Source organism: Cellulomonas sp. 73-92 (assembly GCF_001898175.1).
Classification (GTDB): Bacteria; Actinomycetota; Actinomycetes; order Actinomycetales; family Cellulomonadaceae; genus Cellulomonas.
This window is the reverse complement of sequence record NZ_MKTH01000004.1, coordinates 220,702-245,400: the sequence shown is the minus strand read 5'-3', so window position 1 is coordinate 245,400 and position 24,699 is coordinate 220,702. Positions and strand designations below refer to the sequence as shown.

Below are 24,699 nucleotides of genomic sequence, written 5' to 3'. Positions count from 1 at the left end.
CGTAGCGCCCGACGAGCGGCCCTCGTCGGGCGCTACGCCAGCAGCGACCCGCCGTAGCGCAGCACGATCATGACGACGAGGAGCAGGCAGAACGCCCCGGTGACGTACCAGTCGTAGCCGGCGGCGACGAACCGGCGCATCCCCGCGGTGGCGGGCAGGTGGCCGTCGCGCACGTTGATGCGGGTCAGCCCGGCCCACACGAGCGTCGTGGTGAAGGTGATGAGCAGGCACCACGGGCACAGCGCGTGGATGACGAAGTACGACTGGGTGAACAGCCACAGCGCGAAGAACAGGCCGATCGAGTACAGCGCGTTGGCGCCGAGCATCAGCCAGCGCGGGAAGCGCACGCCCGAGAGGATCGAGACCGACAGCACCAGCACGATCGTCTCGAAGAAGATGCCGAGGAAGGCGTTCGGGAAGCCGAGGAGCGTCGCCTGCCAGGTGCGGGCGACCTTGCCGCACGCGATCACCTGGTTGATGTCGCAGCTGAACACCGCGTTCGGCTCGCCCCGCAGCTGCCACGCCTCGATCGACAGCACGAACGAGGCGATGAGGCCGAGCACGCCGGACACGATCATCTCGGTGGCGGTGCGGCGGTGCCATCGCGGCGGCGCCTGCTCCAGCAGGTCGGGGTCGTCGAGGTACTCGAGCTCGTCGGACTCGTCGATCAGCTCGGGCTCGTCGCCCACGGCGCTGCCCTCCTTCGTCGCCTCGCTCACGGGCCCCTCCTTGGCGTCGACCGGCAGACCATTGTGCCCTGCCGCGCCTGTGAGGGGGCAGGACGTTGCGTAGGGTGCGTCGCGTGACCCGGCTGCTGCTCGCCTCCGCCTCGCCCGCACGGCGGGCCACGCTCCGCGCCGCGGGGATCGAGCCGGTCGTCGCGGTCTCCGGCGTGGACGAGCACGACGTGCTGGCGGACGCCGTGGCGCGGGCCGGCGCTCTGACCGCGGCGGAGGCCGTGCTGGTGCTGGCGCGCGCCAAGGCCGAGGACGTCGCGGCCAAGCTCGCGCTGCACCCGCAGGCGCGTGACGTCGTCGTGCTCGGCTGCGACTCGATGCTCGAGTTCGGCGGCGAGGTGCTGGGGCGCCCGGCCGACGGCGCGCAGGCGGTCGCCCGGTGGCGGGCGATGCGCGGCTCGAGCGGCGTGCTGCACACCGGACACTGGCTCGTCGACGCGCGGCCCGACGACGGCACCGGCACCGCGCTCGGCGAGACCGCCTCCACCACGGTCTGGTTCGCCGACCTGTCCGACGACGAGATCGACGCCTACGTCGCGACGCAGGAACCGCTGCGGGTGGCGGGCGCCTTCACCATCGACGGCCTCGGCGGCCCGTTCGTCGAGCGCATCGAGGGCGACCACCACTCGGTCGTCGGGCTGTCGCTGCCGCTGCTGCGCCGCATGCTGGCCGCGATCGGGGTCCCCATCACGGACCTCTGGACCGCCTGAGTCGTCGGAACCCCACAAACGGCCCGGCCCGCGGGTGGGGACCGTCGCCAACCGCCGCCGGTGGGCGTCGCGTTACGGTGGACCGTGCCCGCCATCACCAAGGTCCTCATCGCCAACCGTGGCGAGATCGCCGTCCGCGTGGCCCGGGCCTGCAAAGACGCAGGCATCGGCGCCGTGGCCGTGTACGCCGACCAGGACCGCGAGGCGCTCCACGTCACGCTGGCCGACGAGGCCTACGCGCTGGACGGCGCGCGCGCCGCCGACACCTACCTGTCGATCGAGAAGTTGTTGGACGTCGCGCGTCGCTCCGGCGCCGACGCGGTGCACCCCGGGTACGGCTTCCTCGCGGAGAACGCCGCGTTCGCGCAGGCCGTGCTCGACGCCGGGCTGGTCTGGATCGGCCCACCCCCGGCCGCGATCGCGGCGCTGGGCGACAAGGTCTCGGCCCGGGCGATCGCCAAGCGGGCGGGCGCCCCGCTCGTCGCGGGGACCGACGAGCCCGTGACGCTGGAGCAGGTGCACGCGTTCGCGGCGGCCCACGGGCTGCCCGTGGCCATCAAGGCGGCCTTCGGCGGCGGCGGCCGCGGGCTCAAGGTCGCGCGCACCGCCGACGAGATCGACGAGGCCTACGAGTCCGCGGTGCGCGAAGCGACGGCGGCGTTCGGGCGCGGCGAATGCTTCGTCGAGCGCTACCTCGACCGCCCGCGCCACGTGGAGACGCAGTGCCTGGCGGACGCGTACGGGACGGTCGTCGTCGCCTCGACGCGCGACTGCTCGCTGCAGCGGCGCCACCAGAAGCTCGTGGAGGAGGCGCCCGCGCCCTTCCTCTCGGACGCCCAGGTGTCGCAGCTCGTCACGTCGTCGATCGCCATCCTGCGCGAGGCCGGCTACGTCGGCGCCGGGACGTGCGAGTTCCTCGTCGCCGGCGACGGGACCATCTCGTTCCTCGAGGTCAACACGCGCCTGCAGGTGGAGCACCCGGTGACCGAGGAGGTCTCCGGGCTCGACCTGGTGCGCGAGCAGCTGCGGATCGCCGCGGGCGAGCCGCTCGGCTACACGTCGGTGCCGAGCCGCGGTCACTCGATCGAGTTCCGCATCAACGGCGAGGACCCGGCGGCCGGGTTCCTGCCCGCGCCCGGCACGGTGACCCGGCTGCGGTTCCCCTCCGGCCCGGGGGTGCGCGTCGACAGCGGCGTGGTCGAGGGCGACACGATCTCCGGCGCGTTCGACTCGATGCTGGCCAAGCTCATCGTCACCGGGGCCACCCGCCGGCAGGCGATCGAGCGGGCGCGCCGCGCGCTGGCGGAGCTCGACATCGTGGGCATCCCCACCGTGGTGCCGTTCCACCGCGCGGTGCTCGACGAGGAGGCGTTCGCCCCCGCCGACGACCGGCCGTTCTCGGTGCACACGCGCTGGATCGAGACCGACTTCGCGGACCGGCTGGCCGGGCTGACCTCGTCGGGCACGGGCCCGGCCTCCGCGCCGGACGACGACCTGGAGCGCGTGGTCGTCGAGGTGGGGGGCAAGCGGCTGGAGGTGGTGCTGCCGGCCGGCCTCGCGCTCGCCCGTGGCGGTGCCCGGGGGCGCACCCTCGCGCCGGCGCAGCGGCGGGTCCGACGCCCGGCGGCCCGGCCGTCGGGCAACGGCACCAGCCTCTCCTCGCCGATGCAGGGCACGATCGTCAAGGTCGCCGTGGCGGAGGGCGCCGTCGTCGAGGAGGGCGACCTCGTCGTCGTCCTCGAGGCGATGAAGATGGAGCAGCCGCTGCTGGCGCACCGCGCCGGCACGGTCACCGCGCTGGCGGCGGAGGTGGGCGCGACGGTGGCGGCCGGCACGGCGATCTGCGACATCGTGTGATCCCGTAGCGTCGGGGCATGGACCAGGTCCCCCGCGAGCGGCTGCACCACGGCCCCGGCGACGGGTGGGTGCAGTGCGCGTGCGGGCAGCGGCACTGGGGCCTCGTCGGGGCGGCCGGGCTGCTCGTCGTGCGGCGCCGCGCCGGCGCGCCTCCCGCGGTGCTGCTCCAGCACCGCGCCGCGTGGAGCGACCGCGGGAGCACCTGGGCCGTGCCGGGCGGGGCGCTGCAACCGGGCGAGACGGCGGTCGACGGCGCGCTGCGCGAGGCGCACGAGGAGGCCGGCGTCGCGCCGGAGTCGGTCGGGATCCGCAGCGAGCACGTGCTGGCCCACCCCGACTGGTCGTACACCACGGTGATCGCCGACGAGCTGGTCCACGTCGAGGCCGTCGTGACCGACGCCGAGAGCATCGAGCTGCGCTGGGTACCGGCCGACGAGGTCCCGGCGCTGCCGCTGCACCCGGCCTTCGCCGACGCCTGGCCCACGCTCCTGGCCCGCATCTCGGACGGGGCCGCCTGACGCCGAGCCGGTGGAGCGTGCCGTCTCACCCACCGAGAAGGGTTTTTCGCAACATCCGTGTGTTGTAAAGTCGCGGCCATTAGGTAAGGCTCACCTCACCGGAGTGGCGACATGCTGGCGAACTTCCTCATCGGCCTGCGCGAAGGGCTGGAGGCCGCGCTCGTCGTCGGCATCCTCGTCGCGTACCTCGCGCGACTGAACCGCCGCGAGCTGCTCCCCGCCCTGTGGTCCGGTGTCGCCGTCGCCGTCGGCGTCTCGCTGGCGTTCGGCGCGCTGCTGACCTTCGGCCCCTCAGGGCTGGGGTTCGAGGCGCAGGAGGCGCTCGGCGGCACGCTGTCGATCCTCACGGTCGGCCTGGTCACGTGGATGATCTTCTGGATGGCGCGCACCGCGCGGCACCTCAAGGGCGACCTGCAGCACGAGCTCGACGGCGCGGTCGCCGTGGGCCGGCGGGCGGTCCTCGTCGTCGCCCTCATGGCCGTGGGGCGCGAAGGGTTGGAGACGGCCCTGTTCCTCTGGTCCGGGGCCCAGGCCACCGGTCGCGGCAGCGCGGCGCCGCTCGTGGGTGCGGCCCTCGGCCTGGCGGTCGCCGTCGGGCTCGGGTGGGCGCTCTACAAGGGCTCGATCCACCTCGACCTGCGCAAGTTCTTCGGCTGGACCGGCATGTTCCTCGTGCTCATCGCCGCCGGCGTCCTGGCCTACGGCGTGCACGACCTGCAGGAGGCCGGGGTCCTGCCCGGCCTGGGCTCGCTCGCCTTCGACGTCTCGCGCGCCGTGCCGCCGACGAGCTGGTACGGCACGCTCCTCAAGGGCGTCTTCAGCTTCTCCCCCGAGACCACCTGGCTCCAGGCCGTCGTCTGGGTGCTCTACGTCGTGCCGGTCATGACGTTCTTCGTCCGCATCGCCTGGGCCCGGCCGCGCGCCGGCGCGCCCGCCCGGCCGCAGCCCACCGCCGTCACCGCGGCCTGACCGCCCGCCCCACCCACCCTCGTGAGGAGAACCATGCCCAGCGCCGCCCGCGCCGCACTGCCCCTCGGCGTCGGACTCGTCCTGCTCGCCGCCGTCGGCGGGTGCGCCTCGCACGCCTCGCCGGGGGCCGCCCCGGGCGCCGGGGCCACCACCCGGACGATCACGGTGACGTCCTCCGCCGACGCCTGCCGCCTGTCGGCCACCACGGCGCCCTCGGGCAGCCTGACGTTCTCTGTGTCGAACGCGGGCGGCGACGTCACCGAGTTCTACCTGCTGAGGGCCGACGGCACGGTGGTCGGCGAGGTGGAGGACATCGGCCCCGGCCTGTCGCGCGACCTCGTCGTCCAGGCCGGGCCCGGCTCGTACACCGCGGCGTGCAAGCCGGGCATGACCGGGGAGGGCGTCCGGCAGCCCTTCACCGTCACCGACTCCGGCACGCCCGTGCCATCGCTGCAGTCGAGCACGGAGACCGACGCGTCGTAGCCGCCGGCGTCGGTCGGGCTGACCGGTGCGTTCGCCGCTAACCTGCGGGCATGACCGCCGCGATCGACCTCGACGACCCGACCACCGACCCGTTCGTCGTCGCGGAGCTGGCGGCGGAGACCATCGCCGCCCGCACCGGCGTCCCCCGCCACGACGTCGCGCTCGTCCTCGGGTCCGGCTGGGGCGGCGCGGCCGACCTGCTGGGCGAGACCGTCGCGGAGCTGCCGGCCACCGACGTGCCCGGCTTCTCCGCCCCCGCGGTCGTCGGGCACACCGGGACCCTGCGCTCGGTGCGCTACGAGGCGGGTGACGGCACGACGAGGCACGCGCTGGTCCTCGGTGCGCGGACCCACTTCTACGAGGGGCTCGGCGTGCGCCGCGTGGCCCACGGCGTCCGCACGGCCGCCGCCGCGGGGGCGTCGACGCTCGTGCTGACGAACGGCTGCGGCGGCATCGACCCCTCGTGGGGCCCCGGAACGCCCGTGCTCATCAGCGACCACCTCAACCTCACGGGCGCCTCGCCCCTGGAGGGCGCGACCTTCGTCGACCTGACGGACCTGTACTCCGCGCGGCTGCGGGCGCTGGCGCGCGAGGTCGACGCCGAGCTCGCCGAGGGCGTGTACGTGCAGTTCCGCGGGCCGCACTACGAGACGCCGGCCGAGGTGGAGATGGCCCGCCGGATGGGCGGCCACCTCGTGGGGATGTCGACGGCCCTGGAGGCGATCGCCGCACGTCAGGTGGGGCTGGAGATCCTCGGCATCAGCCTCGTCACCAACCATGCCGCGGGCGTCACCGGCGAGAAGCTGTCGCACGCCGAGGTGCTCGCCGCCGGCGCGGCGGCCGGGCCGCGCATCTCCGCGCTGCTGGCGCAGGTCGTCCGGCGGTTCTGACCGGCTCGCTCAGGCGGCGCCGGCCACCACCGGCTGCTCCCCCGTCACGGGCAGCTCGCCGAACGCGTCGCGCGTCACGGCGTGCAGGCCGAGCCGGCGGCCGAGCGGCGCCGCCGCGTCGATGACCGTGCGCCACATGACGACGAGCCGCGCGTCGAGGTCCGACCGGCCGGCGAGCAGCGCCGACATGGTGTGGACGCCGGACAGGTAGGGCTGGACCGTGGCCCCCAGCTCGGCCGGGTTGATGCGGTCGGCGATGTCGCCGGCCTCCTTGGCGCGCGCGAACAGTCCCGTCAGCTGGTCGACCCACGCGCGGTAGTGCTCGGCGACGGCCGGGTCGAGCGCACCGAGCTCCATCGACAGCCGGGAGCCCGCCCGCATCAGGGGCTCGGACGCCATCTGGTCGGCGATGGTCCGGGAGCTGTGGATGAGGGCCTCGAGCGGCCCGTGGCGCAGCAGCGCGTGGTCCACCGCGGCGACCATGCGCCGGTCCTGCTCGTCGATCACCGCGCGGGCGAGGTCGTCCTTGTGCGGGAAGACGCTCTTGAGCGCGCGCAGGTCGGTTCCGGCGTTCGCGGCGATCTCCTTGAGCGACGCGCCGACGTACCCGACGCGGTCGAACGCCCGCGCGGCGGACTCGACGATCGCGTCCCGGTACTCGGCGCCACGGGGCTGCCGAGGGGTGCGTGCTGACATGACCTGTGCCCTTCCCGAGTGCGGTCCGACGTCGGCGACGTTAGCCGGGTTTGTCCGATTTGCCCGGGATTGACCTGCGACTTCACCCACGAACGTCCGGGTTGTCACTCGTCCGGCCCAGCGTCGTGCCGCCCGGCAGGGCGGCGCGCACGCCGCCCCTTGCGAGCGGTCCGCGGGGGCCTTCACCCTGGTCCCGCGAGCGGGACGCGCGGGTGTCGATAGGTTTCCACCATGACTGGCAAGCACGCGTGGGACCCCGACCAGGTCAGGGCATGGATCGCCGACGACCCCGACCCGTCGACCGCCGACGAGCTGTCCGCTCTCCTCGGCGCCGCCACCCAGGGCGACGACGCCGCGCGCCGGGACCTCGTCGACCGCTTCGGCGGCCTGCTGCAGTTCGGCACGGCCGGCCTCCGGGGTCCGCTCGGGGGCGGGCCGAACCGGATGAACCGCGCGGTCGTCATCCGTGCCGCCGCCGGGCTCGGCGCCTACCTGCGCGCCCGGCTCACGGACGAGACCCCGACGGTCGTCATCGGCTACGACGCGCGCCACCGCTCGGCGGACTTCGCCCACGACTCGGCGGCCGTGCTGACGGCCGCGGGCCTGCAGGTGCTGCTGCTGCCGCGCTCCCTGCCCACGCCGGTGCTCGCGTTCGCCGTGCGTCACCTGGGCGCCGACGCCGGGATCATGGTCACCGCCTCGCACAACCCCGCGGCGGACAACGGCTACAAGGTCTACCTGGGCGGCCGGGCCGTCACCGGCCCGGGCCAGGGCGCCCAGATCGTGCCGCCGATGGACACCGACATCGCGGCGATGATCGCCGCCGTGGAGTCGGTGGCCTCGGTGCCGCGCGCCGAGGACGGCTGGACCGTGCTCGGCGAGGACGTCGTCGACGCCTACGTCGCGGCGGTGTCCGCGCTCGCGCCGCCCGACGACGAGGCCCACGCCCGCGCCGGCGCGCTGCGGATCGTGCTGACGCCGATGCACGGCGTCGGCGCGGCGACCGCCACGCGCGTGCTCGCGGAGGCCGGATTCACCGACGTCGCCGTGGTCCCGGAGCAGGCCGAGCCCGACCCCGACTTCCCCACGGTCGCGTTCCCCAACCCCGAGGAGCCCGGCGCGCTCGACCTCGCGCTGGCGCTCGCCCGCGCGCGGGATGCCGACCTGGTGGTGGCGCTCGACCCGGACGCGGACCGCTGCTCGGTCGCCGTCGTCGACCCCCACGTGGGCGGCTGGCGCCAGCTGCACGGCGACGAGGTCGGCGCCCTGCTCGGCGCCGACGCGGCCGGCCACGCCACCCAGGGCACGCTCGCGTCGTCGATCGTGTCGTCGCGGCTGCTGTCGCGGATCGCGGCCGCCGCCGGACTGGGGTTCGCCTCGACCCTGACGGGCTTCAAGTGGATCTCCCGCACCGAGGGGCTCGTCTTCGGCTACGAGGAGGCGCTCGGCTACTGCGTCGCCCCGGCGCTCGTGCGCGACAAGGACGGCATCTCGGCGTCGGTGCGCGTGGCCACCCTCGCCGCCACGCTCAAGGCGCAGGGCCGGGGGCTGGCCGACGAGCTCGACCAGATCGCCCGCCGCCACGGGCTGTACCTCACCGGACAGGTGGCCGCGCGGTTCGACGACCCCGGCAAGATCGCCGCCGTCATCGACCGGCTGCGGACCGCCGCGCCCACGGTGCTCGCCGGCTCGCCCGTCACCACCGTGACGGACCTGTCGGTCGGCGTGGACGGCCTCCTGCCCACCGACGGCTTCCGGCTGTTCACCGCGGCCGACGACCGCGTCGTCGTGCGTCCCAGCGGCACCGAGCCGAAGGTGAAGTGCTACCTCGAGGTCGTCGTGCCGCTCGAGCCGGACGCGTCCGACGAGACCGTGGCCGCCGCCCGACAGGCCGCCCGCGCCCGGCTGGACGCCCTGGCGAGCGACCTCAGGACGGCGCTCGACTTGCCGGAGGCCTGACCGCGGCCGCGACGGCCGCTCGCGGCGCCGCCTGCCGAACCGGTGGGACCGAGCGACCCCGTGGCACCTGACCATCGGTGGAGCCGACACGCCGCGCGAGGCGTCGGTCGGCTCCACCGACCGTCACTCGAAGGAGGCCCGGGTCAGTAGCTGGCGTCCGCAGGGACGTCGACCGCCCGCTCGTCGAGCCCCGCCAGCACGGCGGCCGTGGCCGAGATGCCCAGGCGCGTGGCGCCCGCGTTGATCATCGCGATCGCGTCGGCCGCGGTGCGGATGCCGCCGGAGGCCTTGATGCCCAGCCGACCGCCGATGGTGCCCGCCATGATGTCGACGGCCCGCAGCGACGCCCCGCCGGCCGGGTGGAAGCCGGTCGACGTCTTGACGAAGTCGGCGCCCGCGGCCGCGGCGGCCCGGCAGGACTCGATGATCTCGTGGTCGGACAGCGCCGCCGTCTCGAGGATGACCTTGAGGACGGTCGGGTGCGGCGCCGCGGCACGCACCGCGAGGATGTCGGCCTCGACGTCGGCGAACCGCCGCTCCTTGGCAGCGCCGATGTCGATGACCATGTCGACCTCGTCGGCGCCGTTGGCCACCGCCTGGGCGGCCTCCGCGGCCTTGACCTCGCTCGTGTGCTTGCCCGACGGGAAGCCGACGACGGTGGTGACGCGGACCCGGCGCTTGCCGTCCCCGTCGACCGGGACCTGCAACGGCAGGAACGACGGCGACACGCACACCGAGTACGCGCCGAGCCGCACGGCCTCTGCCACCGCCTGCTCGACGTCCGCCCGCGTGGCCTCGGGCTTGAGGAGCGTGTGGTCGACGAAGTTCGCGAGCGCCGCCGCGTCCAACGGGCGGTGACCGCTCTCGAGGGTGATGTTGTGGTTCATGCCAGGTGCCTCCCGCCACCGGCCCGGGCATACCCGGGCGTGATGATCTCGTCGATGAGTGCGGTCCGTGCGTCCTCGTGGACGAACGCGTGGTGCGCGGCGGTCAGCGTGACCTGCCGCAGGTCCGCCAGGGTCCAGCCGGCCTGTTCGACGAGCGCGGCGAACTCCGCGCTCATCGACGTGCCGGACTGCAGGCGGTTGTCGGTGTTGACCGTCACGGCGAAGCCGAGGCGGAGCAGGTGCGTGATGGGGTGCTCGGCCACCGACGGCGCGCCACCCGTGTGGACGTTGCTCGTCGGGCAGATCTCCAACGGCACCTGGCGGTCGCGCACCCAGTGGGCCAGCGTGCCGAGCTCGCCGCCGCGGATGTCGTCGCTGATCCGCATGCCGTGCCCCAGCCGGCACGCCCCGACGTGCAACGCGCCGGCGATCGAGCCGAGCCCGTCGGCCTCGCCGGCGTGCACGGTCGCGGGCAGCCACGCGTCGCGCACCAGGTCGAACGCCTTCGCGTGCCGGTCCGGCGGGTAGCCCAGCTCGGGGCCGGCGAGGTCGAACCCGACCACGCCGCGGTCGCGCAGGGCCACCGCGAGCGCGGCGACCTCGTCCCAGCGGTCGCGCTGGCGCATGGCCGTCAGCAGGCCGCGCACGACGATGCCGCGGCCGTCGGCGGCCGCCGCGCGCATGCCCTCGTCGAAACCCTCGAGGACGGCGTCGACCACCTGCTCGAGGCTGAGCCCACGCTCGGTGTGCAGCTCCGGCGCGAAGCGCGACTCCGCGTACACGACGCCGTCGGCGGCCAGGTCGAGGACGGCCTCGCGCGCCACCCGGCGCAGCCCGTCGACCGTCTGCATGACGCCGGCCGTGTGGACGAACGTGTCGATGTACCGCTCGAGCGAGCCGGACCAGGCGGCGGTGCGGAACCACGCGCCCAGCTCGTCGGGGTCGGTGGTGGGCAGCTCGTGCCCCGTCTCGGCGGCGAGGTCGACGACCGTCGCCGGGCGCACGCCGCCGTCGAGGTGGTCGTGCAGCAGCACCTTCGGCAGCGACGGGATCGAGGCCAGCAGGTCCCGCCGCCGCTCGTCGTCGGCGGACGGGACCCGGAGGGAACCCTCGGGCGACTCGCCCGGTTCCGTCTGGCTCGTCATGCGCTCACCGTAGTGCCGTCCCGTGACGCCGGATCACTCTTCGTCGTCCAGGTCCTCGTCGAGGGGGACCTCGGTGTCCTGCTCGACGACGTCGGCCTCGTTGGCGCGGTCCTCGCGGTCCGCCCGGGCGAAGTCCGGGTCGTAGTCCTCGGCCGCCTCTTCGTCGGGCGCCGGCTCCTCGTCGCCGAGGCGGCGCGGCTGGTCGGGCTCGACCGGCGCGAGGCCGGCGTCCCGCCAGGCCTCGGGTCCAGGCACGGTGCTCATGTGCGCCCCTCCCTCCGGCTGGCTCGCCCTCGAGCCCCCAGGGCCCCATCCTGACCCGGAGAGCGCGCGGTTGCCAGCCCCACAGGTCCCTTGGGCGGCGCCGGACGCACCGCCTAGACTCCGCGCCCCGCCGCCCCGCTCGCGGGGGCTGTGCGGCGGCCAGCGCATCGTTCGCGCGCGAGATCGACCCTTCCGGCGCACGGAACCGTGGGGCTCGGCGACGAACGATGCGCTCGCGCCTAGGCGATGCGCCCCAGCACCAGCGGGCGCGGGGCCGGGGCCTCGTCGCGCACGACGAAGGTGCCGGCGAGCGCCTCGGTGGCACGCGCGAAGCGGTCCGGGGTGTCGGTGTGCAGCCGCGCGAGCAGCTGGCCCGCCACCACGCGCTCGCCGGGCTTGGCGAACAGCTCGACGCCGGCGCCGGCCTGCACGGGGTCCTCCTTGCGGGCACGGCCCGCACCGAGCCGCCACGCCGCGACGCCCACCGCCATCGCGTCCACCTCGGCGAGCACGCCGGTCGCCGCCGCGCGGACCTCCTGCGTGTGCCGCGCCACCGGCAGCGGCGCGTCGGGGTCGCCGCCCTGCGCCCGGATCATGGCGCGCCAGGCGTCCATCGCCCGCCCGTCGGCCAGCGCGGCCGCGGGGTCGCCGGCCACGCCCGCCGCGGCGAGCATCTCGCGCGCCAGCGCGACGGTGAGCTCGACGACGTCGGCCGGCCCGCCGCCGGCGAGCACCTCGACCGACTCCCGGACCTCGAGCGCGTTCCCCGCGGTGAGGCCGAGCGGCGTGTCCATGTCCGTCAGCAGGGCGACCGTCGTCACGCCGGCGTCCGTGCCGAGGGCGACCATGGTCTCCGCCAGCTCGCGGGCGCGGCCCTCGTCCTTCATGAACGCGCCCGTGCCCACCTTGACGTCGAGCACCAGGGCGCCCGTGCCCTCCGCGATCTTCTTGCTCATGATCGAGCTGGCGATGAGCGGGATCGCCTCGACCGTGCCCGTGACGTCGCGCAGCGCGTAGAGCTTGCGGTCCGCCGGCGCGAGCCCGGAGCCGGCAGCGCAGATGACCGCGCCCACGCCGCCGAGCTGGGCCATCATCTCGTCGTTCGTCAGGGCGGCCCGCCAGCCGGGGATCGACTCCAGCTTGTCGAGCGTCCCGCCCGTGTGGCCGAGCCCGCGCCCGGACAGCTGCGGCACCGCGACGCCGAACACCGCCACGAGCGGCGCCAGCGGGAGGGTGATCTTGTCGCCCACGCCACCGGTCGAGTGCTTGTCGGCGGTCGGCCGCCCGAGGCGGGAGAAGTCGAGCCGCTCGCCGGACGCGATCATCGCGGCCGTCCAGCGGGCGATCTCCTCCCGCGTCATGCCGTTGAGCAGGATCGCCATCGCCAGCGCGGACATCTGCTCGTCGGCGACGACGCCGCGGGTGTAGGCGTCGACGACCCAGTCGATCTGGGCGTCGCTCAGGCGGTGCCCGTCGCGCTTGGCGACGATGACGTCGACGGCGTCGAAGCGCTCGCTCATGAGCGTGCCAGGTCGTCGGGCCCGAACGCGCCGGGCAGCACCTCGTCCATGGTCTTCACTCCCGCACTCGTCTCGACCAGCAGGCCGCGCCCGCCGTGCTCGAACAGCAGCTGCCGGCACCGTCCGCACGGCGCCAGCACCTCGCCGTGCCCGTCCACGCACGTGAACGCGACGAGCCGCCCGCCGCCGGTCGCCGCCAGCGACGAGACGAGCCCGCACTCGGCGCACAACGTCACGCCGTACGACGCGTTCTCGACGTTGCAGCCCACGACGATGCGCCCGTCGTCGACGAGCGCCGCCGCCCCGACCGGGTAGTGCGAGTACGGCGCGTAGGCGTGCGCGAGCATGCCCGTGGCGGCCGCGCGCAGCGCGGCCCAGTCGACGTCGGTCACGTCACTCCTTGATGTACGGCGTGCCGTCCGCCGCCGGGGCGCGGGAGCGCCCGACGAACCCGGCGACGGCCAGGATCGTCACGACGTACGGCAGCATGAGCATGAACTGGCTGGGCACCGGCGCCCCCACGACCGACAGCGTGCCCTGGAGGTTGGTGGCGGCGCCGAACAGCAGCGCCGCGAGGGCGGCCCGGACGGGGTCCCACTTGCCGAAGATGACGGCGGCGAGGGCGATGTACCCGGCACCGGCGGTCATCTCACGGCCGAAGGACTGCACCGACACCATGGTGTAGTAGGCGCCGCCGATGCCGACCACGGCGCCCGCGATGGCCAGCGCGCGGTACCGCACGCGCTCGACCTTGATGCCGACCGTGTCCGCCGCCTGGGGGTGCTCGCCGACGGCGCGCAGCCGCAGGCCCCAGCGGGTCCGGTACAGGGCGAACCACACGATGGGCACCGTGATGTACATGACGTACACGAGGATCGTCTGGCGGAACAGCGCCGGGCCGATCACCGGGATCTGCGACAGCCCAGGGATCGCGAGGCGCTCGAACCGCACGGTGGTGTTCAGGGTGGTCCCGTTGGGGACCAGGACCTGGGAGTAGAGGAAGTCGGTCAGGCCGTAGACCAGCACGTTGAGGACGACGCCGACGATGATCTGGTCGACCCGGTACTTGATGGCGAACACGCCGAGCACCAGGGCCACCAGCACACCGGCGACGATCGCGGCGAGCGTGCCGACGTACGGGTTGTGGGTCAGGGAGCCGAAGATCGCGGCGCCGAACGCGCCGAACAGCAGCTGGCTCTCGATCGCGATGTTGACCACGCCGGCCCGCTCGCCGATCACGCCGCCCATCGCGCCGAACACGAGCGGCACCGCCAGCAGCATGGACCCCCGCAGGAGCGAGACCACCGGGTACTCCGCCGTGGAGCCCGCCCCGGCCCACGCCAGGAAGCCGACGATGGCGACCAGCGCGAACACGATGGGCACCCACACGGGCACCTTGCGCTTGGCGGCGACGTACGCGACGGACACGACGACGAGCGCGGTGATGATCACCACGCTGAGCCACGCCGTCGTCATGCCGTCGACCGTCAGGGTCGGCACGTGGACCGGGTCGCCGGACTCGGAGAACCGGAAGTGCGTGTAGCCGGGACGCGGGGCGAGGGCGTAGAGCAGCGCGGCGAGCGCCGTGATGATCGCCAGGGCGATCGGCGTCTTGCGGCTGACGACGACGACGTGGCGCAGGTCGGCCGAGACCGACGCGGAGGCGGGGACCGCGGTGATGGTGCTCACGCCGCCACCTCCGCAGCCGTCGACGTGGTCCGGCGCGGGCGGGATCCGGGTTGTGGCAGCCGGAACACGGCCCGCACCAGCGGCGGGGCCGCGATGAAGAGCACGATGAGGGCCTGGACCACCTCGACGATCTCGATCGGCACGCCGACGGCCGCCTGCATGGTCGCCCCACCGGACCGGAACGCGCCGAACAGGATCGCGGCGCCGAGCACGCCGAGCGGTGTCGAGCGACCCAGCAGGGCGACCGTGATGGCGTCGAACCCGACGCCGGCGTCGATCCCGTCGCCGAACCCGGTCGTCGTGGTCCCCAGCACCTGGGTGACGCCGGCCAGCCCGACGAGCGCGCCGGCGACGAGCATGACGTAGACCGTCGTCCGCTTGACGTCGATGCCGGCCACCCGCGCCGCCGCGGGGTTCTCCCCGACCGCACGGAACTGGAAGCCGAGCTTCGACCGCTCGAGCAGCCACCACGTGAACGCCACCGCGACCAGCGCGAAGACGAAGCCCCAGTGGAGGTTGAACTTGCCGCCGAGCAGGTGGGGCATGATCGCGTTCGGCTTCATCGGCGCGGTCTTCGGGTTGGACGAGCCGGGCGCCTGCAGCAGGCCGGGAGTGGCCAGCAGGTAGCCGAGGATGTAGAAGGCGACGTAGTTGAGCATGATCGTGACGATCACCTCGTGCGCGCCCGTGGTGGCCTTGAGGAGGCCCGCGATGCCGGCCCAGATCGCGCCGCCGACGATGCCGGCGGCGATCGCGACGAGCATGTGGACGACCGGCGGCAGGTTGAGGCCGAACCCGATCCAGCCACCGGCGATGGCGGCCATGAGCATCTGGCCGCGGCCACCGATGTTGAACTGTCCCGCCCGGAAGCCGACCGCGACGCCGAGGCCGGCGGTGATGAGCGGCGTCGCCTGCGTCAGCGAGTTCGTCAGCGGCCGGATCGCGTTCGTGAAGCTGGTGGCGTGGAAGTCCCACACCGCGCCACGGAACAGCGCCGCGTAGGCGCCGCCGACGGCCTTGCCGACGGCGGAGAACGTGTCGCCCGGCCGGCTCCCGAAGTAGCCGATCGCGGTGCGCACGCCGTCGTCCGTCGCCGCGATCATGATCGAGCCGACGATCACCGCGAGGATCACGGCGCCCAGCGAGACCGCCCAGCTGCCGGACACGATGCGCCGGAGCGCCTCGCGCCAGCGGTTGTTGCCCGCCTCGGGCTCCTTCTGCTGCCGTGGCTGCGCCGCCACGGTCTGCTCGGCGCTCATGCCGCCACCGTCCCTTCGGGCGCCACGCCCGCCATCATCAGACCGAGCTGGTCCCACGGCGTCGTGGCCGGCACGATGCCGATCACGCGCCCGCGGTACATGACGAGGATCCGGTCGCCCAGGGCGGCCGCCTCGTCGAGCTCGGTCGCCACGACGACGACGGGCACACCCGCGTCGCGCGCCGCGACGATCCGCTTGTGGATGAACTCGATCGACCCGACGTCGACGCCGCGCGTCGGCTGCGCCGCGACGAGGAGCTTGAGGTCCCGCGACAGCTCGCGGGCCACGACGACCTTCTGCTGGTTGCCGCCCGAGAGGCGGCCGGCGGGCTCGCCGATGCCCTGCGTGCGGATGTCGAACTCCTCGACGGCCTTGCGCGCGAACTCGTCGCGGACGCCGAGCTGCAGCGCACCGCCCCGCACGAACGGCGGCCCGGACACGCGGTCGAGGATGAGGTTCTCGGCGACGGTGAACGACCCGATCAGCCCGTCGGTCGACCGGTCCTCCGGGACGTAGCCGACGCCGGCGTCGAGGACGTCGCGCACCGACCGGCCGAGCAGCTCCACGCCGTCGAGCCGGACGCTACCGGTGGCGGGGGTCAGCCCGGCGAGGGCCTCGCCCAGCTCCGTCTGGCCGTTGCCCTGCACGCCCGCGACGATGAGCACCTCGCCGCCCCGGACGCTGAACGACACGTCGTCGACGAGCACGGCGCCGCCCGGGTCGCTGACCGTCAGGCCGGAGACCTCGAGGAGGGCGTCGGAGTACTGCGGGGGCGCCTTGTGGACCGTCAGCTCGACGGGCCGGCCGACCATGAGCGACGCCAGCTCGGCGTCGGAGGCGCCGGGGTGGGCCTCGCCGACGATCTTGCCGCGGCGCACGACCGTGATGCGGTCCGCCACCTCGCGGACCTCGCGCAGCTTGTGCGTGATGAAGACGATCGCCGCACCCGAGTCCCGGAGCTGGCGCATGATCGCCATGAACTCGTCGGTCTCCTGCGGCGTCAGCACCGCGGTCGGCTCGTCGAACACGAGGATCTTGGCCTCGCGCGAGAGCGCCTTGATGATCTCCACGCGCTGCTGGACGCCGACGGGGAGGTCCTCGACGACGGAGTCGGGATCGACGTGGAAGCCGAACCGCGACGCGATCTCGCGCACCTGCGTGCGCGCTGCGTCGAGGTCGAGCCGCACGCCCTTCGTCTGCTCGTGGCCGAGCACGACGTTCTCGGCGACGGTGAAGACCGGGATGAGCATGAAGTGCTGGTGCACCATGCCGATGCCCGCCGCCATGGCGTCGCCCGGGCCGGCGAAGTGCTGCACCGCGTCGTCGATGACGATCTCGCCCTCGTCGGCCTGGTAGAGGCCGTACAGGACGTTCATCAGGGTGGTCTTGCCGGCGCCGTTCTCGCCGAGCAGGCAGTGGATCTCGCCTGGTTCGACGGTCAGGTCGATGTGGTCGTTCGCGACCAGCGCGCCGAAGCGCTTGGTGATGCCGCGCAGCTCGAGCTTCATTGTCCCGATCCTCAGGTCCACGGTGGACGTGCGCAGACACGCTACCGGGGAGGCCGCGGTTTGCGACCTCCCCGGTAGCGGGTGGCGTTACTTGGCCAGGTAGGACTTGACCTTGACCTTGCCGTCGATGATGTCCTGCTTGAGCTGCTTGACCTCGGCGGCCAGCGTCGGGTCGACCTTGCTCTCGAAGTTGTGGAACGGAGCGATGTCGACGCCACCGTTGGCCAGCGTGCCGACGTAGGCGGACGGGTCGAAGTCACCCTTCGCGGCGGCCTTCGTCGTGTCCGCGGCCGAGACGTCCATCTTCTTCATGATCGAGGTGAGGATGTACGGCTGGATGTTGGGGTCGGTGTTGAACTGGTCGGCGTCGACACCGATGAGCGCGATGTCCTTGCCGGAGTCCTTCACGGCCGCGATGGCCGACTGGTAGATCGGGCCGCCGACGGGGAGCAGGACGTCCACGCCCTGGTCGATGACCTGCTGGGCAACGCCCTTGGCCGTGTCGTTGGCGTCGAAGCCACCGGTGAACTGGCCGTTCTTGCCGTCCCAGCCGACGACCTTGACGCTCTTGCCCTTGACCTGGTTGTAGTAGTTGACGCCCTGCAGGAAGCCGTCCATGAAGATCGTGACGGTCGGGTAGGGCTGGCCGCCGAAGGTGCCGACCTTGCCGACCTTCGTGTAGCCCGCGGCCAGGTAGCCGGCGAGGAACGCGGCCTGCGCCGTGTCGTACAGGATCGGCTTGATGTTCGCGATGTTGATCGGGTTGCCCGAGGCGTCGCTGGGCTGCGCGTCGATGAGCGCGTAGTGGATGTTCGGGTTCGCCTGCGCGGAGGTGACCGTGTCCGCCGTCAGGTTGAAGCCGACGGCGAAGATGAGGTTGCAGTTCTCGCTCGCCATGGCCTGCAGGTTCGGCGCGTAGTCGGTGGCCGCGTTCGACTGGGCCGACTTGAACTGGGCGCCGAGGTCCTTGGTCGCCTGCTGGACGCCCTCGAACGACAACTGGTTGAAGCTCTTGTCGTCGAAGCCGCCGGCGTCGGAGACGATGCACGCCTTGAAGTTGAGCGGGGTGGCGCTCGGCGTCGCCCCGCCGGTGGCGGCGGTGCCACCGGTGGTGCTGCCGGCCGTCGGGGTCGTGGTCGGTGCGGCGCCGCATGCGGTCAGCGCCAGCGCGGCGATCGCGGCGATCGCCGCTGTGCGCAGAATGTTCTTCACGGACTCTCCTGGTAGTCGTGCCCGGGCCGGGAGCCGGGTCCGCCCCACGGCGGCGCGACGTTGAGCCGCCGTGGGGGCGGGGGCCGATCGGCCACATCAATCGGATCGAAACCCTAGTGAGCGGGGCGGGCCGTGGCGATGACAGGACCGTGTCCGGGCATGATCCGTTACCGCATTGGAACATCGGGCCGCATCCCGGGACCGGAGGATGGACAGGACGTTCACCCGGGACGGTGACGGTCAGTGCCGCCCGGCCAGCAGCGCGGCTCGGGCCAGCACGAGCGAACCGACCTCGATCGCGCGCTCGTCGATCCGCAGGTCGCCCTGGTGGATGTCGTAGGTGCGGCCGCCCGGCGCCCGCGTGCCGAGCCGCGCCATCGCCCCCGGCACGCGCGTCAGGTACCAGGCGAAGTCCTCGCCGCCGAGCGACTGCTCGGTCAGCTCGACCGCGTCGGCCCCCAGCACGTCCCGGGCCGCGGCCTCGAGGATGCCCGTGCTCGCGCCCTCGTTGACCACCGGCGGCACGCCGTGCTGGCAGCGCACCTCGAGCTCGACGCCGTAGGGCTCCACGACCTCGCGCACGGCCTGCTCGAAGACGTCGGCGGCGGTCTCCCAGGCTCGCACGTCCAGGCAGCGCAGGGTCCCGGTGACGACGCCGGACGAGGGGATGGCGTTCGTCGCGCTCCCGGCGCGCACCGACCCCCACGTGAGGTTGACGCCCGAACGCGGGTCCAGCCGGCGGCCGAGGACCGCCGGCACCTGCGTGATCACCTCGCCGAGCGCGAACACGACGTCGGCCGTCAGGTGCGGGCGGGACGTGTGGCCGCCCGGCCCGCGCAGCGTGACGTAGACGGAGTCCGACGCCGAGGTGATGGGTCCGATGCGGGTGCCGACGTGGCCGACGTCGACCTTCGGGTCGCAGTGCAGCGCGAAGATCCGGTTCACCCCGTCCAGCGCGCCGGCCCCCATGACGTCCAGGGACCCGCCGGGCTGCACCTCCTCGGCGGGCTGGAAGATCAGCCGCACGCCGCTGCGCAGCTCGCCGGCCCGGGCCAGGTCCGCCAGCGCCAGCCCGGCGCCGAGCACGGCCGCCGTGTGCACGTCGTGGCCGCACGCGTGCGCGACGCCGCGCACGGTGGACACGCAGGGCTCGCCGCAGGTGTCCGCCAGCGGCAGGGCGTCGATGTCGGCACGCAGCGCCACCAGCCGCGCCTGCGTCGAGGTTGGGCCGATGTCGCACATCAGCCCGGTCCCTGGGAAGAGCGTCGGCGTGAGCCCGGCCGCCGCCAGCCGGTCGGCCACGACGGTCGTCGTGCGCTCCTCGGTGCGGCTGAGCTCGGGGTGGGCGTGCAGGTCGCGCCGCAGCGCCACCATGTCGTCCCGGCGGGCGGCGACCAGGGCGTGGAGCCGGGCGACGGCCGGGTCGTCGGGCACCGGCACCAGGCTCGTCACGGCCGCGACACGGCCGGCCGTGCACGGCACGCGGGGCAGCGCGGGGCGCGGGCCCTCGTCGTGCCCGTTCGGGACGTCGCTGGGGGGTACCGGCTCGGCTGCCACGTCCCCATTCTGGCCATTCCCGCGCGACAAGCCCGCCTGCGCGGGGCTGCCGCGGACGCCGAGGGCACAGCGAGCCCCTACAGCAGGTCCTCCCGGCCGGCGGCGCGCCAGGAGTCCACGGCGGCCTTGACCGACTGCGCGTGCGCGCGGGTGGTGACGAGCACGGCGTCCGGGGTGTCGACGACGACCGCCCCGGCCAGGCCGACGACGCTCACCGTGCGACCAGAGGTGACGACCAGCGCGTCGTCCGCGCCGATCCGCAGCACCTCCTCGTCGTGCCCCAGCGTGCGGGTGCCCGACGAGGCCAGCAGCGTGGCCAGCGACGCGAAGTCGCCGATGTCGTCCCAGCCGAACCCGCCCGGCACCACGGCGACGCCGCCGGCGGCCGCGACCGGCTCGGCGATGGCGTGGTCGATCGCGATCTTCGTCAGGCCGGGCCAGGAGGCCGCGAGCTCGTCGTCACGCGCCGGAGTGTCCCAGGCGGCCGCGATGCGGCGGACGCCCGCCGCCAGCGGCGGGATCTGGTCCGCCAGGTGGTCGAGGAGCACCCCGGCCTGGGACAGGAACATCCCGGCGTTCCAGCGGTACTCCCCCGTCGCCAGGTACTGCGCGGCGGTGGCCGCGTCGGGCTTCTCCGTGAACCCGACCACGTGCCGCGCGCTCGGGGCGTCGGCGACGCCCAGCGAGGCGCCGGCGTGCACGTACCCGAAGGCGGTCGACGGCTCGGTCGCCTCGATGCCGATCGTCGCCACGTAGCCGGCGCGGGCGGCCGCGACACCCTCGCGCACCGCGCGGGCGAACTCGTCGTGCCCCGTGATGACGTGGTCCGCGGCGAACGAGCCGAGCACCGCGTCGCCGCCGTGCCGGTGCTCGAGCACCGCCGCGGCCAGGCCGATCGCCGCCATGGAGTCGCGGGGCGACGGCTCGGGGAGCACGTCGTCGGCGCCCACCTCGGGCAGCTGGGCGCGCACCGCCTCCGCGTGGGTCGCGCCGGTGACGACGAGCACCCCGCCCGGCCCGGTCAGCGGCAGCAGCCGGTCGATCGTGGCCTGCAGCAGGGTGCGGCCGGAGCCGGTGAGGTCGAGCAGGAACTTGGGACGGCCGGCGCGGGACAGCGGCCACAGCCGGGTGCCGGCGCCGCCCGCCGGGACCACCGCGTGGAAGCCCTCGATCGGCGCAACGGGGATCAGGGGTCCTGGCATGGCCGACAGGGTACCGGTGGCGGCTCGGTGTCCCGGCCCCCCCCGCGCGACGCGCGGAGGCGGTGGGATATCTCGACATCGAGTCACTACAGTGACGTCAGACGTCGACGTCCACCCTCTCCATCGCCAGGAGGCCCCGACCGTGGCAGCTGCAGCCCCTGCATCCACGAGGCCGGCCGGAACGCTCTACCGCGGGCGCGAAGGCATGTGGTCCTGGGTCGCGCACCGGGTCACCGGTGTCGCGGTCTTCTTCTTCCTGCTGGTGCACGTGCTGGACACCGCGCTGGTGCGCGTGTCGCCGCAGGCCTACAACGAGGTGATCGGGACCTACAAGAACCCGATCATGGGCCTCGGCGAGGCCGGCCTCGTCGCGGCGATCGTGTTCCACGCGCTCAACGGCATCCGGATCGTCCTCGTCGACTTCTGGTCGAAGGGCCCCAAGTACCAGCGGCTCATGCTGTGGGTGGTCGTCGGGCTGTGGGTGGTGCTCATGGCGGGCTTCCTGCCGGTCCAGCTCGTGCACACGTTCAGGAGCCACTGATGACGACGATCGCCGAGCCCCGCTCGCGGGCCACGCGGAAGACCTCGCGGACCAACGCCGAGATGATCGGCTGGATCTTCATGCGGGCGTCGGGCGTGCTGCTCGTCGTCCTCATCTTCGGGCACCTCATCACCAACCTCATCACCAACGGCGGCGTGCACGCGATCGACTTCGGCTTTGTCGCCGGCAAGTGGGCGGCACCCCTCTGGCGGGTCTGGGACCTGCTGATGCTGTGGCTGGCGATGATCCACGGCACCAACGGCGTGCGCACGATCGTCAACGACTACGCGGAGAAGACGAGCACCCGGCTGGTGCTCAAGTCGATCCTCGTGCTGGCGGCCGTCGTGGTCGTCGTGCTCGGCACCCTGGTGATCTTCACCTTCGACCCGTGCCCGCCCGGGGCGCCGGCGGACCTGCTGCCCTCCTTCTGCAAGGCCTGACGAGGACTGACGAACGATGCAGACACATCAGTACGACGTGGTGATCGTCGGCGCCGGCGGCGCCGGCATGCGCGCGGCGCTCGAGGCCTCGACCCGGGCGCGCACCGCGGTCATCACCAAGCTCTACCCCACGCGGTCCCACACGGGCGCGGCGCAGGGCGGCATGTGCGCAGCGCTGGCGAACGTGGAGGAGGACAACTGGGAGTGGCACACCTTCGACACGGTCAAGGGCGGCGACTACCTCGTCGACCAGGACGCCGCGGAGATCATGGCCAAGGAGGCCATCGACGCCGTCCTCGACCTGGAGAAGATGGGCCTGCCGTTCAACCGCACGCCCGAGGGCAAGATCGACCAGCGCCGGTTCGGCGGGCACACGCGCAACCACGGTGACGCCCCCGTGCGCCGGGCCTGCTACGCGGCGGACCGCACCGGCCACATGATCCTGCAGACGCTGTACCAGAACTGCGTCAAGCAGGACGTCGAGTTCTACAACGAGTTCTACGTGCTCGACCTGCTCGTCGACCACGACCTCGCGGCCACGCACGTGCCCGACGGCGAGGAGGTCCACGCCTCCGGCGTCGTCGCCTACGACCTGGCCACCGGCGAGATCCACGTGTTCCAGGCCAAGGCGGTCATCCTCGCCACCGGGGGCGCGGGCAAGATCTTCAAGACCACCTCCAACGCCCACACCCTCACCGGGGACGGCATCGCCCTGGCCTACCGGCGCGGCATCCCGCTGGAGGACATGGAGTTCTTCCAGTTCCACCCGACGGGGCTCGCCGGCCTGGGGATCCTGCTCTCCGAGGCGGCGCGCGGCGAGGGCGGCATCCTGCGCAACTCCGAGGGCGAGCGCTTCATGGAGCGCTACGCCCCGACGATCAAGGACCTCGCGCCGCGCGACATCGTCGCCCGCTCGATGGCCAACGAGGTGCGTGAGGGGCGCGGCGCCGGCCCGCACAAGGACTACGTGCTGCTCGACCTCACCCACCTCGAGCCGGCGGTCATCGACGCCAAGCTGCCGGACATCACCGAGTTCGCCCGCACCTACCTCGGCGTCGAGCCGTACACCGAGCCGGTGCCGGTGTACCCGACGGCGCACTACATGATGGGCGGGGTGCCGACCAACGTCGAGGGCGAGGTGCTGCGCAACGCCACCGACGTCATCCGCGGCCTGTACGCCGCCGGCGAGTGCGCGTGCGTGTCCGTGCACGGCTCCAACCGCCTGGGCACCAACTCGCTGCTCGACATCAACGTGTTCGGCAAGCGCTCGGGGCGGGCGGCCGCCGCGTACGCCGCGACGGCGGACTTCGTCGAGCTGCCCGACGACCCCGCCGGGCCGGTCGTGGCCGAGCTCGAGGCCATCCGCACCCGCCCCGACGGCGAGCGCGTGGCCGACATCCGCGCCGAGCTGCAGCAGACCATGGACACGAACGCCCAGGTGTTCCGCACGCAGGAGTCGCTCGAGCAGGCGCTGGAGGACATCAAGGCGCTGCAGAAGCGCTACCGGGCCGTCGCCGTCCAGGACAGGTCGCGCAGCTTCAACACCGACCTGCTCGAGGCCGTCGAGCTCGGCTTCCTGCTCGACGTCGCCGAGACCGTCGTCGTCGGCGCGATCAACCGCAAGGAGTCGCGCGGCGGGCACTTCCGCGAGGACTTCCCGAAGCGGGACGACGCCGGTTACATGCGGCACACGCTGGCGTACCGGCGGCCGCTGCCGACCGACGGGCACCGGCTGTGGAGCAACGACTCGGACGGTGACCACGAGGGCGAGTTCGCGCACACGACGGTGTTCGACGGCTACCGGCTCGTGCTGGGCTCCAAGCCCGTCACGGTCACCCGCTACCAGCCGATGGAGCGCAAGTACTGATGACCGCCACCGCGCAAGCCCCCAGCCAGATCGGCGAGGTGCCGACCTTCGAGGTCCGCCTCAAGGTGCGCCGCTACCTGCCGCCGGAGCCCGCGCAGCCGCTGCCCTACGGCGCGCCGGCCCCGCAGGCCGAGGCGTACTGGGAGGAGTTCACGGTCCGGGTGCACGGCACCGACCGGGTGCTCGACGCCCTCCACAAGGTCAAGTGGGAGCAGGACGGCTCGCTGACGTTCCGCCGCTCGTGCGCGCACGGCGTCTGCGGCTCGGACGCGATGCGGATCAACGGCCGCAACCGCCTGGCCTGCAAGACGCTCCTCAAGGACCTCGACCCGACCAAGCCGATCACCATCGAGCCCATCAAGGGCCTGTCGGTGCTCAAGGACCTGGTCGTCGACATGGAGCCGTTCTTCGCGAGCTACCGCGAGATCATGCCGTTCCTCGTCACGTCCGGGAACGAGCCGACGCGGGAGCGCCTGCAGTCGCCCGAGCAGCGCGCCCGGTACGACGACACCACCAAGTGCATCCTCTGCGCCTGCTGCACCTCGAGCTGCCCGGTGTTCTGGAACGACGGCCAGTACTTCGGCCCCGCGGCGATCGTCAACGCGCACCGGTTCATCTTCGACAGCCGGGACAGCGGCGCCGCGCAGCGGCTGGAGATCCTCAACGACAAGGAAGGCGTGTGGCGCTGCCGCACCACCTTCAACTGCACGGAGGCCTGCCCGCGCGGCATCGAGGTGACGAAGGCGATCGCCGAGGTCAAGCGCGCCATGATCACGCGCGCCTACTGAC

24 protein-coding genes are annotated in these 24,699 nt (G+C 73.3%); 11 read left to right on the top strand and 13 right to left on the bottom strand.

The annotated features are described in order from the left end of the window. Positions 1 to 32 precede the first annotated feature (32 nt). Positions 33 to 719 carry a vitamin K epoxide reductase family protein gene (locus BGO37_RS02245; RefSeq protein WP_291751811.1) on the bottom strand — a complete coding sequence of 229 codons (687 nt, stop codon included), beginning with the start codon at positions 717 to 719 and terminating at the stop codon, positions 33 to 35. Positions 720 to 802: 83 nt separating this feature from the next. Between BGO37_RS02245 and BGO37_RS02240 the strand changes: the two genes are divergently transcribed. From BGO37_RS02240 to BGO37_RS02215, 6 genes are all read left to right on the top strand, one after another. Then, complete coding sequence (locus BGO37_RS02240) at positions 803 to 1,447, top strand: nucleoside triphosphate pyrophosphatase (RefSeq protein ID WP_291751808.1); 645 nt, start codon at positions 803 to 805, stop codon at positions 1,445 to 1,447. A gap of 84 nt (positions 1,448 to 1,531) precedes the next feature. Next, a complete protein-coding gene (locus BGO37_RS02235) occupies positions 1,532 to 3,304 on the top strand; it encodes a biotin carboxylase N-terminal domain-containing protein (protein WP_291751806.1) in 1,773 nt (590 codons plus the stop codon). 17 nt (positions 3,305 to 3,321) lie between these two features. Further along, complete coding sequence (locus BGO37_RS02230) at positions 3,322 to 3,822, top strand: NUDIX domain-containing protein (RefSeq protein WP_291751805.1); 501 nt, start codon at positions 3,322 to 3,324, stop codon at positions 3,820 to 3,822. A 111-nt stretch (positions 3,823 to 3,933) separates the two neighbouring features. Continuing rightward, positions 3,934 to 4,791 carry an iron uptake transporter permease EfeU gene (gene efeU, locus BGO37_RS02225; protein ID WP_291751804.1) on the top strand — a complete coding sequence of 286 codons (858 nt, stop codon included), beginning with the start codon at positions 3,934 to 3,936 and terminating at the stop codon, positions 4,789 to 4,791. 33 nt (positions 4,792 to 4,824) lie between these two features. Further along, positions 4,825 to 5,274, top strand: a complete 450-nt coding sequence (locus BGO37_RS02220; protein WP_291751802.1) for a cupredoxin domain-containing protein — start codon at positions 4,825 to 4,827, stop codon at positions 5,272 to 5,274. Between the two features lie 50 nt (positions 5,275 to 5,324). Beyond that, positions 5,325 to 6,164 carry a purine-nucleoside phosphorylase gene (locus BGO37_RS02215; protein ID WP_291751801.1) on the top strand — a complete coding sequence of 280 codons (840 nt, stop codon included), beginning with the start codon at positions 5,325 to 5,327 and terminating at the stop codon, positions 6,162 to 6,164. A gap of 9 nt (positions 6,165 to 6,173) precedes the next feature. On the opposite strand, the gene BGO37_RS02210 is transcribed toward BGO37_RS02215, so the two are convergent. Beyond that, complete coding sequence (locus BGO37_RS02210) at positions 6,174 to 6,860, bottom strand: TetR/AcrR family transcriptional regulator (protein WP_291751799.1); 687 nt, start codon at positions 6,858 to 6,860, stop codon at positions 6,174 to 6,176. Between the two features lie 231 nt (positions 6,861 to 7,091). Between BGO37_RS02210 and BGO37_RS02205 the strand changes: the two genes are divergently transcribed. After that, positions 7,092 to 8,819: a phospho-sugar mutase gene (locus BGO37_RS02205; RefSeq protein ID WP_291751797.1), complete on the top strand. Its 1,728-nt coding sequence runs from the start codon at positions 7,092 to 7,094 to the stop codon at positions 8,817 to 8,819. 143 nt (positions 8,820 to 8,962) lie between these two features. On the opposite strand, the gene deoC is transcribed toward BGO37_RS02205, so the two are convergent. The 11 genes from deoC to BGO37_RS02150 form a co-directional block, all read right to left on the bottom strand. After that, positions 8,963 to 9,706 (bottom strand): deoxyribose-phosphate aldolase, encoded by a 744-nt coding sequence (gene deoC / locus BGO37_RS02200; RefSeq protein ID WP_291751795.1) that lies wholly within the window; start codon positions 9,704 to 9,706, stop codon positions 8,963 to 8,965. Beyond that, a complete protein-coding gene (locus BGO37_RS02195) occupies positions 9,703 to 10,851 on the bottom strand; it encodes an adenosine deaminase (RefSeq protein ID WP_291751794.1) in 1,149 nt (382 codons plus the stop codon). The genes deoC and BGO37_RS02195 overlap by 4 nt, the downstream gene beginning before the upstream one ends. Before the next feature lie 33 nt (positions 10,852 to 10,884). Beyond that, a complete protein-coding gene (locus BGO37_RS02190; RefSeq protein WP_291751792.1) occupies positions 10,885 to 11,115 on the bottom strand; it encodes a hypothetical protein in 231 nt (76 codons plus the stop codon). A gap of 239 nt (positions 11,116 to 11,354) precedes the next feature. After that, entirely contained in the window at positions 11,355 to 12,635 is a 1,281-nt protein-coding gene (locus BGO37_RS02185) for a thymidine phosphorylase (RefSeq protein ID WP_291751789.1), read from the bottom strand. After that, positions 12,632 to 13,027, bottom strand: a complete 396-nt coding sequence (locus BGO37_RS02180) for a cytidine deaminase (protein ID WP_291751787.1) — start codon at positions 13,025 to 13,027, stop codon at positions 12,632 to 12,634. Before BGO37_RS02180 ends, BGO37_RS02185 begins: the two co-directional genes overlap by 4 nt. Before the next feature lies 1 nt (position 13,028). After that, positions 13,029 to 14,324 (bottom strand): ABC transporter permease, encoded by a 1,296-nt coding sequence (locus tag BGO37_RS02175; protein ID WP_291751784.1) that lies wholly within the window; start codon positions 14,322 to 14,324, stop codon positions 13,029 to 13,031. Then, the gene (locus tag BGO37_RS02170; RefSeq protein WP_291751781.1) at positions 14,321 to 15,583 is read right to left on the bottom strand and encodes an ABC transporter permease; all 1,263 of its coding nucleotides are present in this window, start codon (positions 15,581 to 15,583) and stop codon (positions 14,321 to 14,323) included. Before BGO37_RS02170 ends, BGO37_RS02175 begins: the two co-directional genes overlap by 4 nt. Then, positions 15,580 to 17,091, bottom strand: coding sequence for an ABC transporter ATP-binding protein (locus tag BGO37_RS02165; protein ID WP_291751779.1), 1,512 nt, complete (start codon positions 17,089 to 17,091; stop codon positions 15,580 to 15,582). The genes BGO37_RS02170 and BGO37_RS02165 overlap by 4 nt, the downstream gene beginning before the upstream one ends. An 87-nt stretch (positions 17,092 to 17,178) precedes the next feature. Then, entirely contained in the window at positions 17,179 to 18,303 is a 1,125-nt protein-coding gene (locus BGO37_RS02160) for a BMP family ABC transporter substrate-binding protein (protein WP_291751778.1), read from the bottom strand. Between the two features lie 240 nt (positions 18,304 to 18,543). After that, positions 18,544 to 19,677 (bottom strand): amidohydrolase, encoded by a 1,134-nt coding sequence (locus tag BGO37_RS02155; protein WP_291751998.1) that lies wholly within the window; start codon positions 19,675 to 19,677, stop codon positions 18,544 to 18,546. Between the two features lie 260 nt (positions 19,678 to 19,937). Beyond that, positions 19,938 to 21,062, bottom strand: a complete 1,125-nt coding sequence (locus BGO37_RS02150; RefSeq protein ID WP_291751776.1) for a mannose-1-phosphate guanylyltransferase — start codon at positions 21,060 to 21,062, stop codon at positions 19,938 to 19,940. Positions 21,063 to 21,204: 142 nt separating this feature from the next. On the opposite strand from BGO37_RS02150, the gene sdhC reads away from it, so the two are divergent. The 4 genes from sdhC to BGO37_RS02130 are packed head-to-tail and all read left to right on the top strand — an operon-like array spanning position 21,205 to position 24,698. Next, entirely contained in the window at positions 21,205 to 21,603 is a 399-nt protein-coding gene (sdhC, locus tag BGO37_RS02145; RefSeq protein WP_291751774.1) for a succinate dehydrogenase, cytochrome b556 subunit, read from the top strand. Further along, entirely contained in the window at positions 21,603 to 22,043 is a 441-nt protein-coding gene (locus tag BGO37_RS02140; protein ID WP_291751772.1) for a succinate dehydrogenase hydrophobic membrane anchor subunit, read from the top strand. The genes sdhC and BGO37_RS02140 overlap by 1 nt, the downstream gene beginning before the upstream one ends. 16 nt (positions 22,044 to 22,059) lie before the next feature. After that, entirely contained in the window at positions 22,060 to 23,910 is a 1,851-nt protein-coding gene (sdhA, locus tag BGO37_RS02135) for a succinate dehydrogenase flavoprotein subunit (RefSeq protein WP_291751768.1), read from the top strand. Further along, positions 23,910 to 24,698 carry a succinate dehydrogenase iron-sulfur subunit gene (locus BGO37_RS02130; protein ID WP_291751767.1) on the top strand — a complete coding sequence of 263 codons (789 nt, stop codon included), beginning with the start codon at positions 23,910 to 23,912 and terminating at the stop codon, positions 24,696 to 24,698. Before sdhA ends, BGO37_RS02130 begins: the two co-directional genes overlap by 1 nt. The last annotated feature ends 1 nt before the right edge of the window (position 24,699 follow it).

Excerpts from the sequence above, each read along its gene's own strand:
- BGO37_RS02230 (WP_291751805.1), top strand. The coding sequence starts at position 3,322 with ATGGACCAGGTCCCCCGCGAGCGGCTGCACCACGGCCCCGGCGACGGG.
- efeU (WP_291751804.1), top strand. The coding sequence starts at position 3,934 with ATGCTGGCGAACTTCCTCATCGGCCTGCGCGAAGGGCTGGAGGCCGCG.
- BGO37_RS02220 (WP_291751802.1), top strand. The coding sequence starts at position 4,825 with ATGCCCAGCGCCGCCCGCGCCGCACTGCCCCTCGGCGTCGGACTCGTC.
- BGO37_RS02215 (WP_291751801.1), top strand. The coding sequence starts at position 5,325 with ATGACCGCCGCGATCGACCTCGACGACCCGACCACCGACCCGTTCGTC.
- BGO37_RS02210 (WP_291751799.1), bottom strand. The coding sequence starts at position 6,860 with ATGTCAGCACGCACCCCTCGGCAGCCCCGTGGCGCCGAGTACCGGGAC.
- BGO37_RS02205 (WP_291751797.1), top strand. The coding sequence starts at position 7,092 with ATGACTGGCAAGCACGCGTGGGACCCCGACCAGGTCAGGGCATGGATC.
- deoC (WP_291751795.1), bottom strand. The coding sequence starts at position 9,706 with ATGAACCACAACATCACCCTCGAGAGCGGTCACCGCCCGTTGGACGCG.
- BGO37_RS02195 (WP_291751794.1), bottom strand. The coding sequence starts at position 10,851 with ATGACGAGCCAGACGGAACCGGGCGAGTCGCCCGAGGGTTCCCTCCGG.
- BGO37_RS02190 (WP_291751792.1), bottom strand. The coding sequence starts at position 11,115 with ATGAGCACCGTGCCTGGACCCGAGGCCTGGCGGGACGCCGGCCTCGCG.
- BGO37_RS02185 (WP_291751789.1), bottom strand. The coding sequence starts at position 12,635 with ATGAGCGAGCGCTTCGACGCCGTCGACGTCATCGTCGCCAAGCGCGAC.
- BGO37_RS02170 (WP_291751781.1), bottom strand. The coding sequence starts at position 15,583 with ATGAGCGCCGAGCAGACCGTGGCGGCGCAGCCACGGCAGCAGAAGGAG.
- BGO37_RS02165 (WP_291751779.1), bottom strand. The coding sequence starts at position 17,091 with ATGAAGCTCGAGCTGCGCGGCATCACCAAGCGCTTCGGCGCGCTGGTC.
- BGO37_RS02155 (WP_291751998.1), bottom strand. The coding sequence starts at position 19,677 with ATGGTGGCGCTGCGGCGCGACCTGCACGCCCACCCCGAGCTCAGCCGC.
- BGO37_RS02150 (WP_291751776.1), bottom strand. The coding sequence starts at position 21,062 with ATGCCAGGACCCCTGATCCCCGTTGCGCCGATCGAGGGCTTCCACGCG.
- BGO37_RS02140 (WP_291751772.1), top strand. The coding sequence starts at position 21,603 with ATGACGACGATCGCCGAGCCCCGCTCGCGGGCCACGCGGAAGACCTCG.
- sdhA (WP_291751768.1), top strand. The coding sequence starts at position 22,060 with ATGCAGACACATCAGTACGACGTGGTGATCGTCGGCGCCGGCGGCGCC.
- BGO37_RS02130 (WP_291751767.1), top strand. The coding sequence starts at position 23,910 with ATGACCGCCACCGCGCAAGCCCCCAGCCAGATCGGCGAGGTGCCGACC.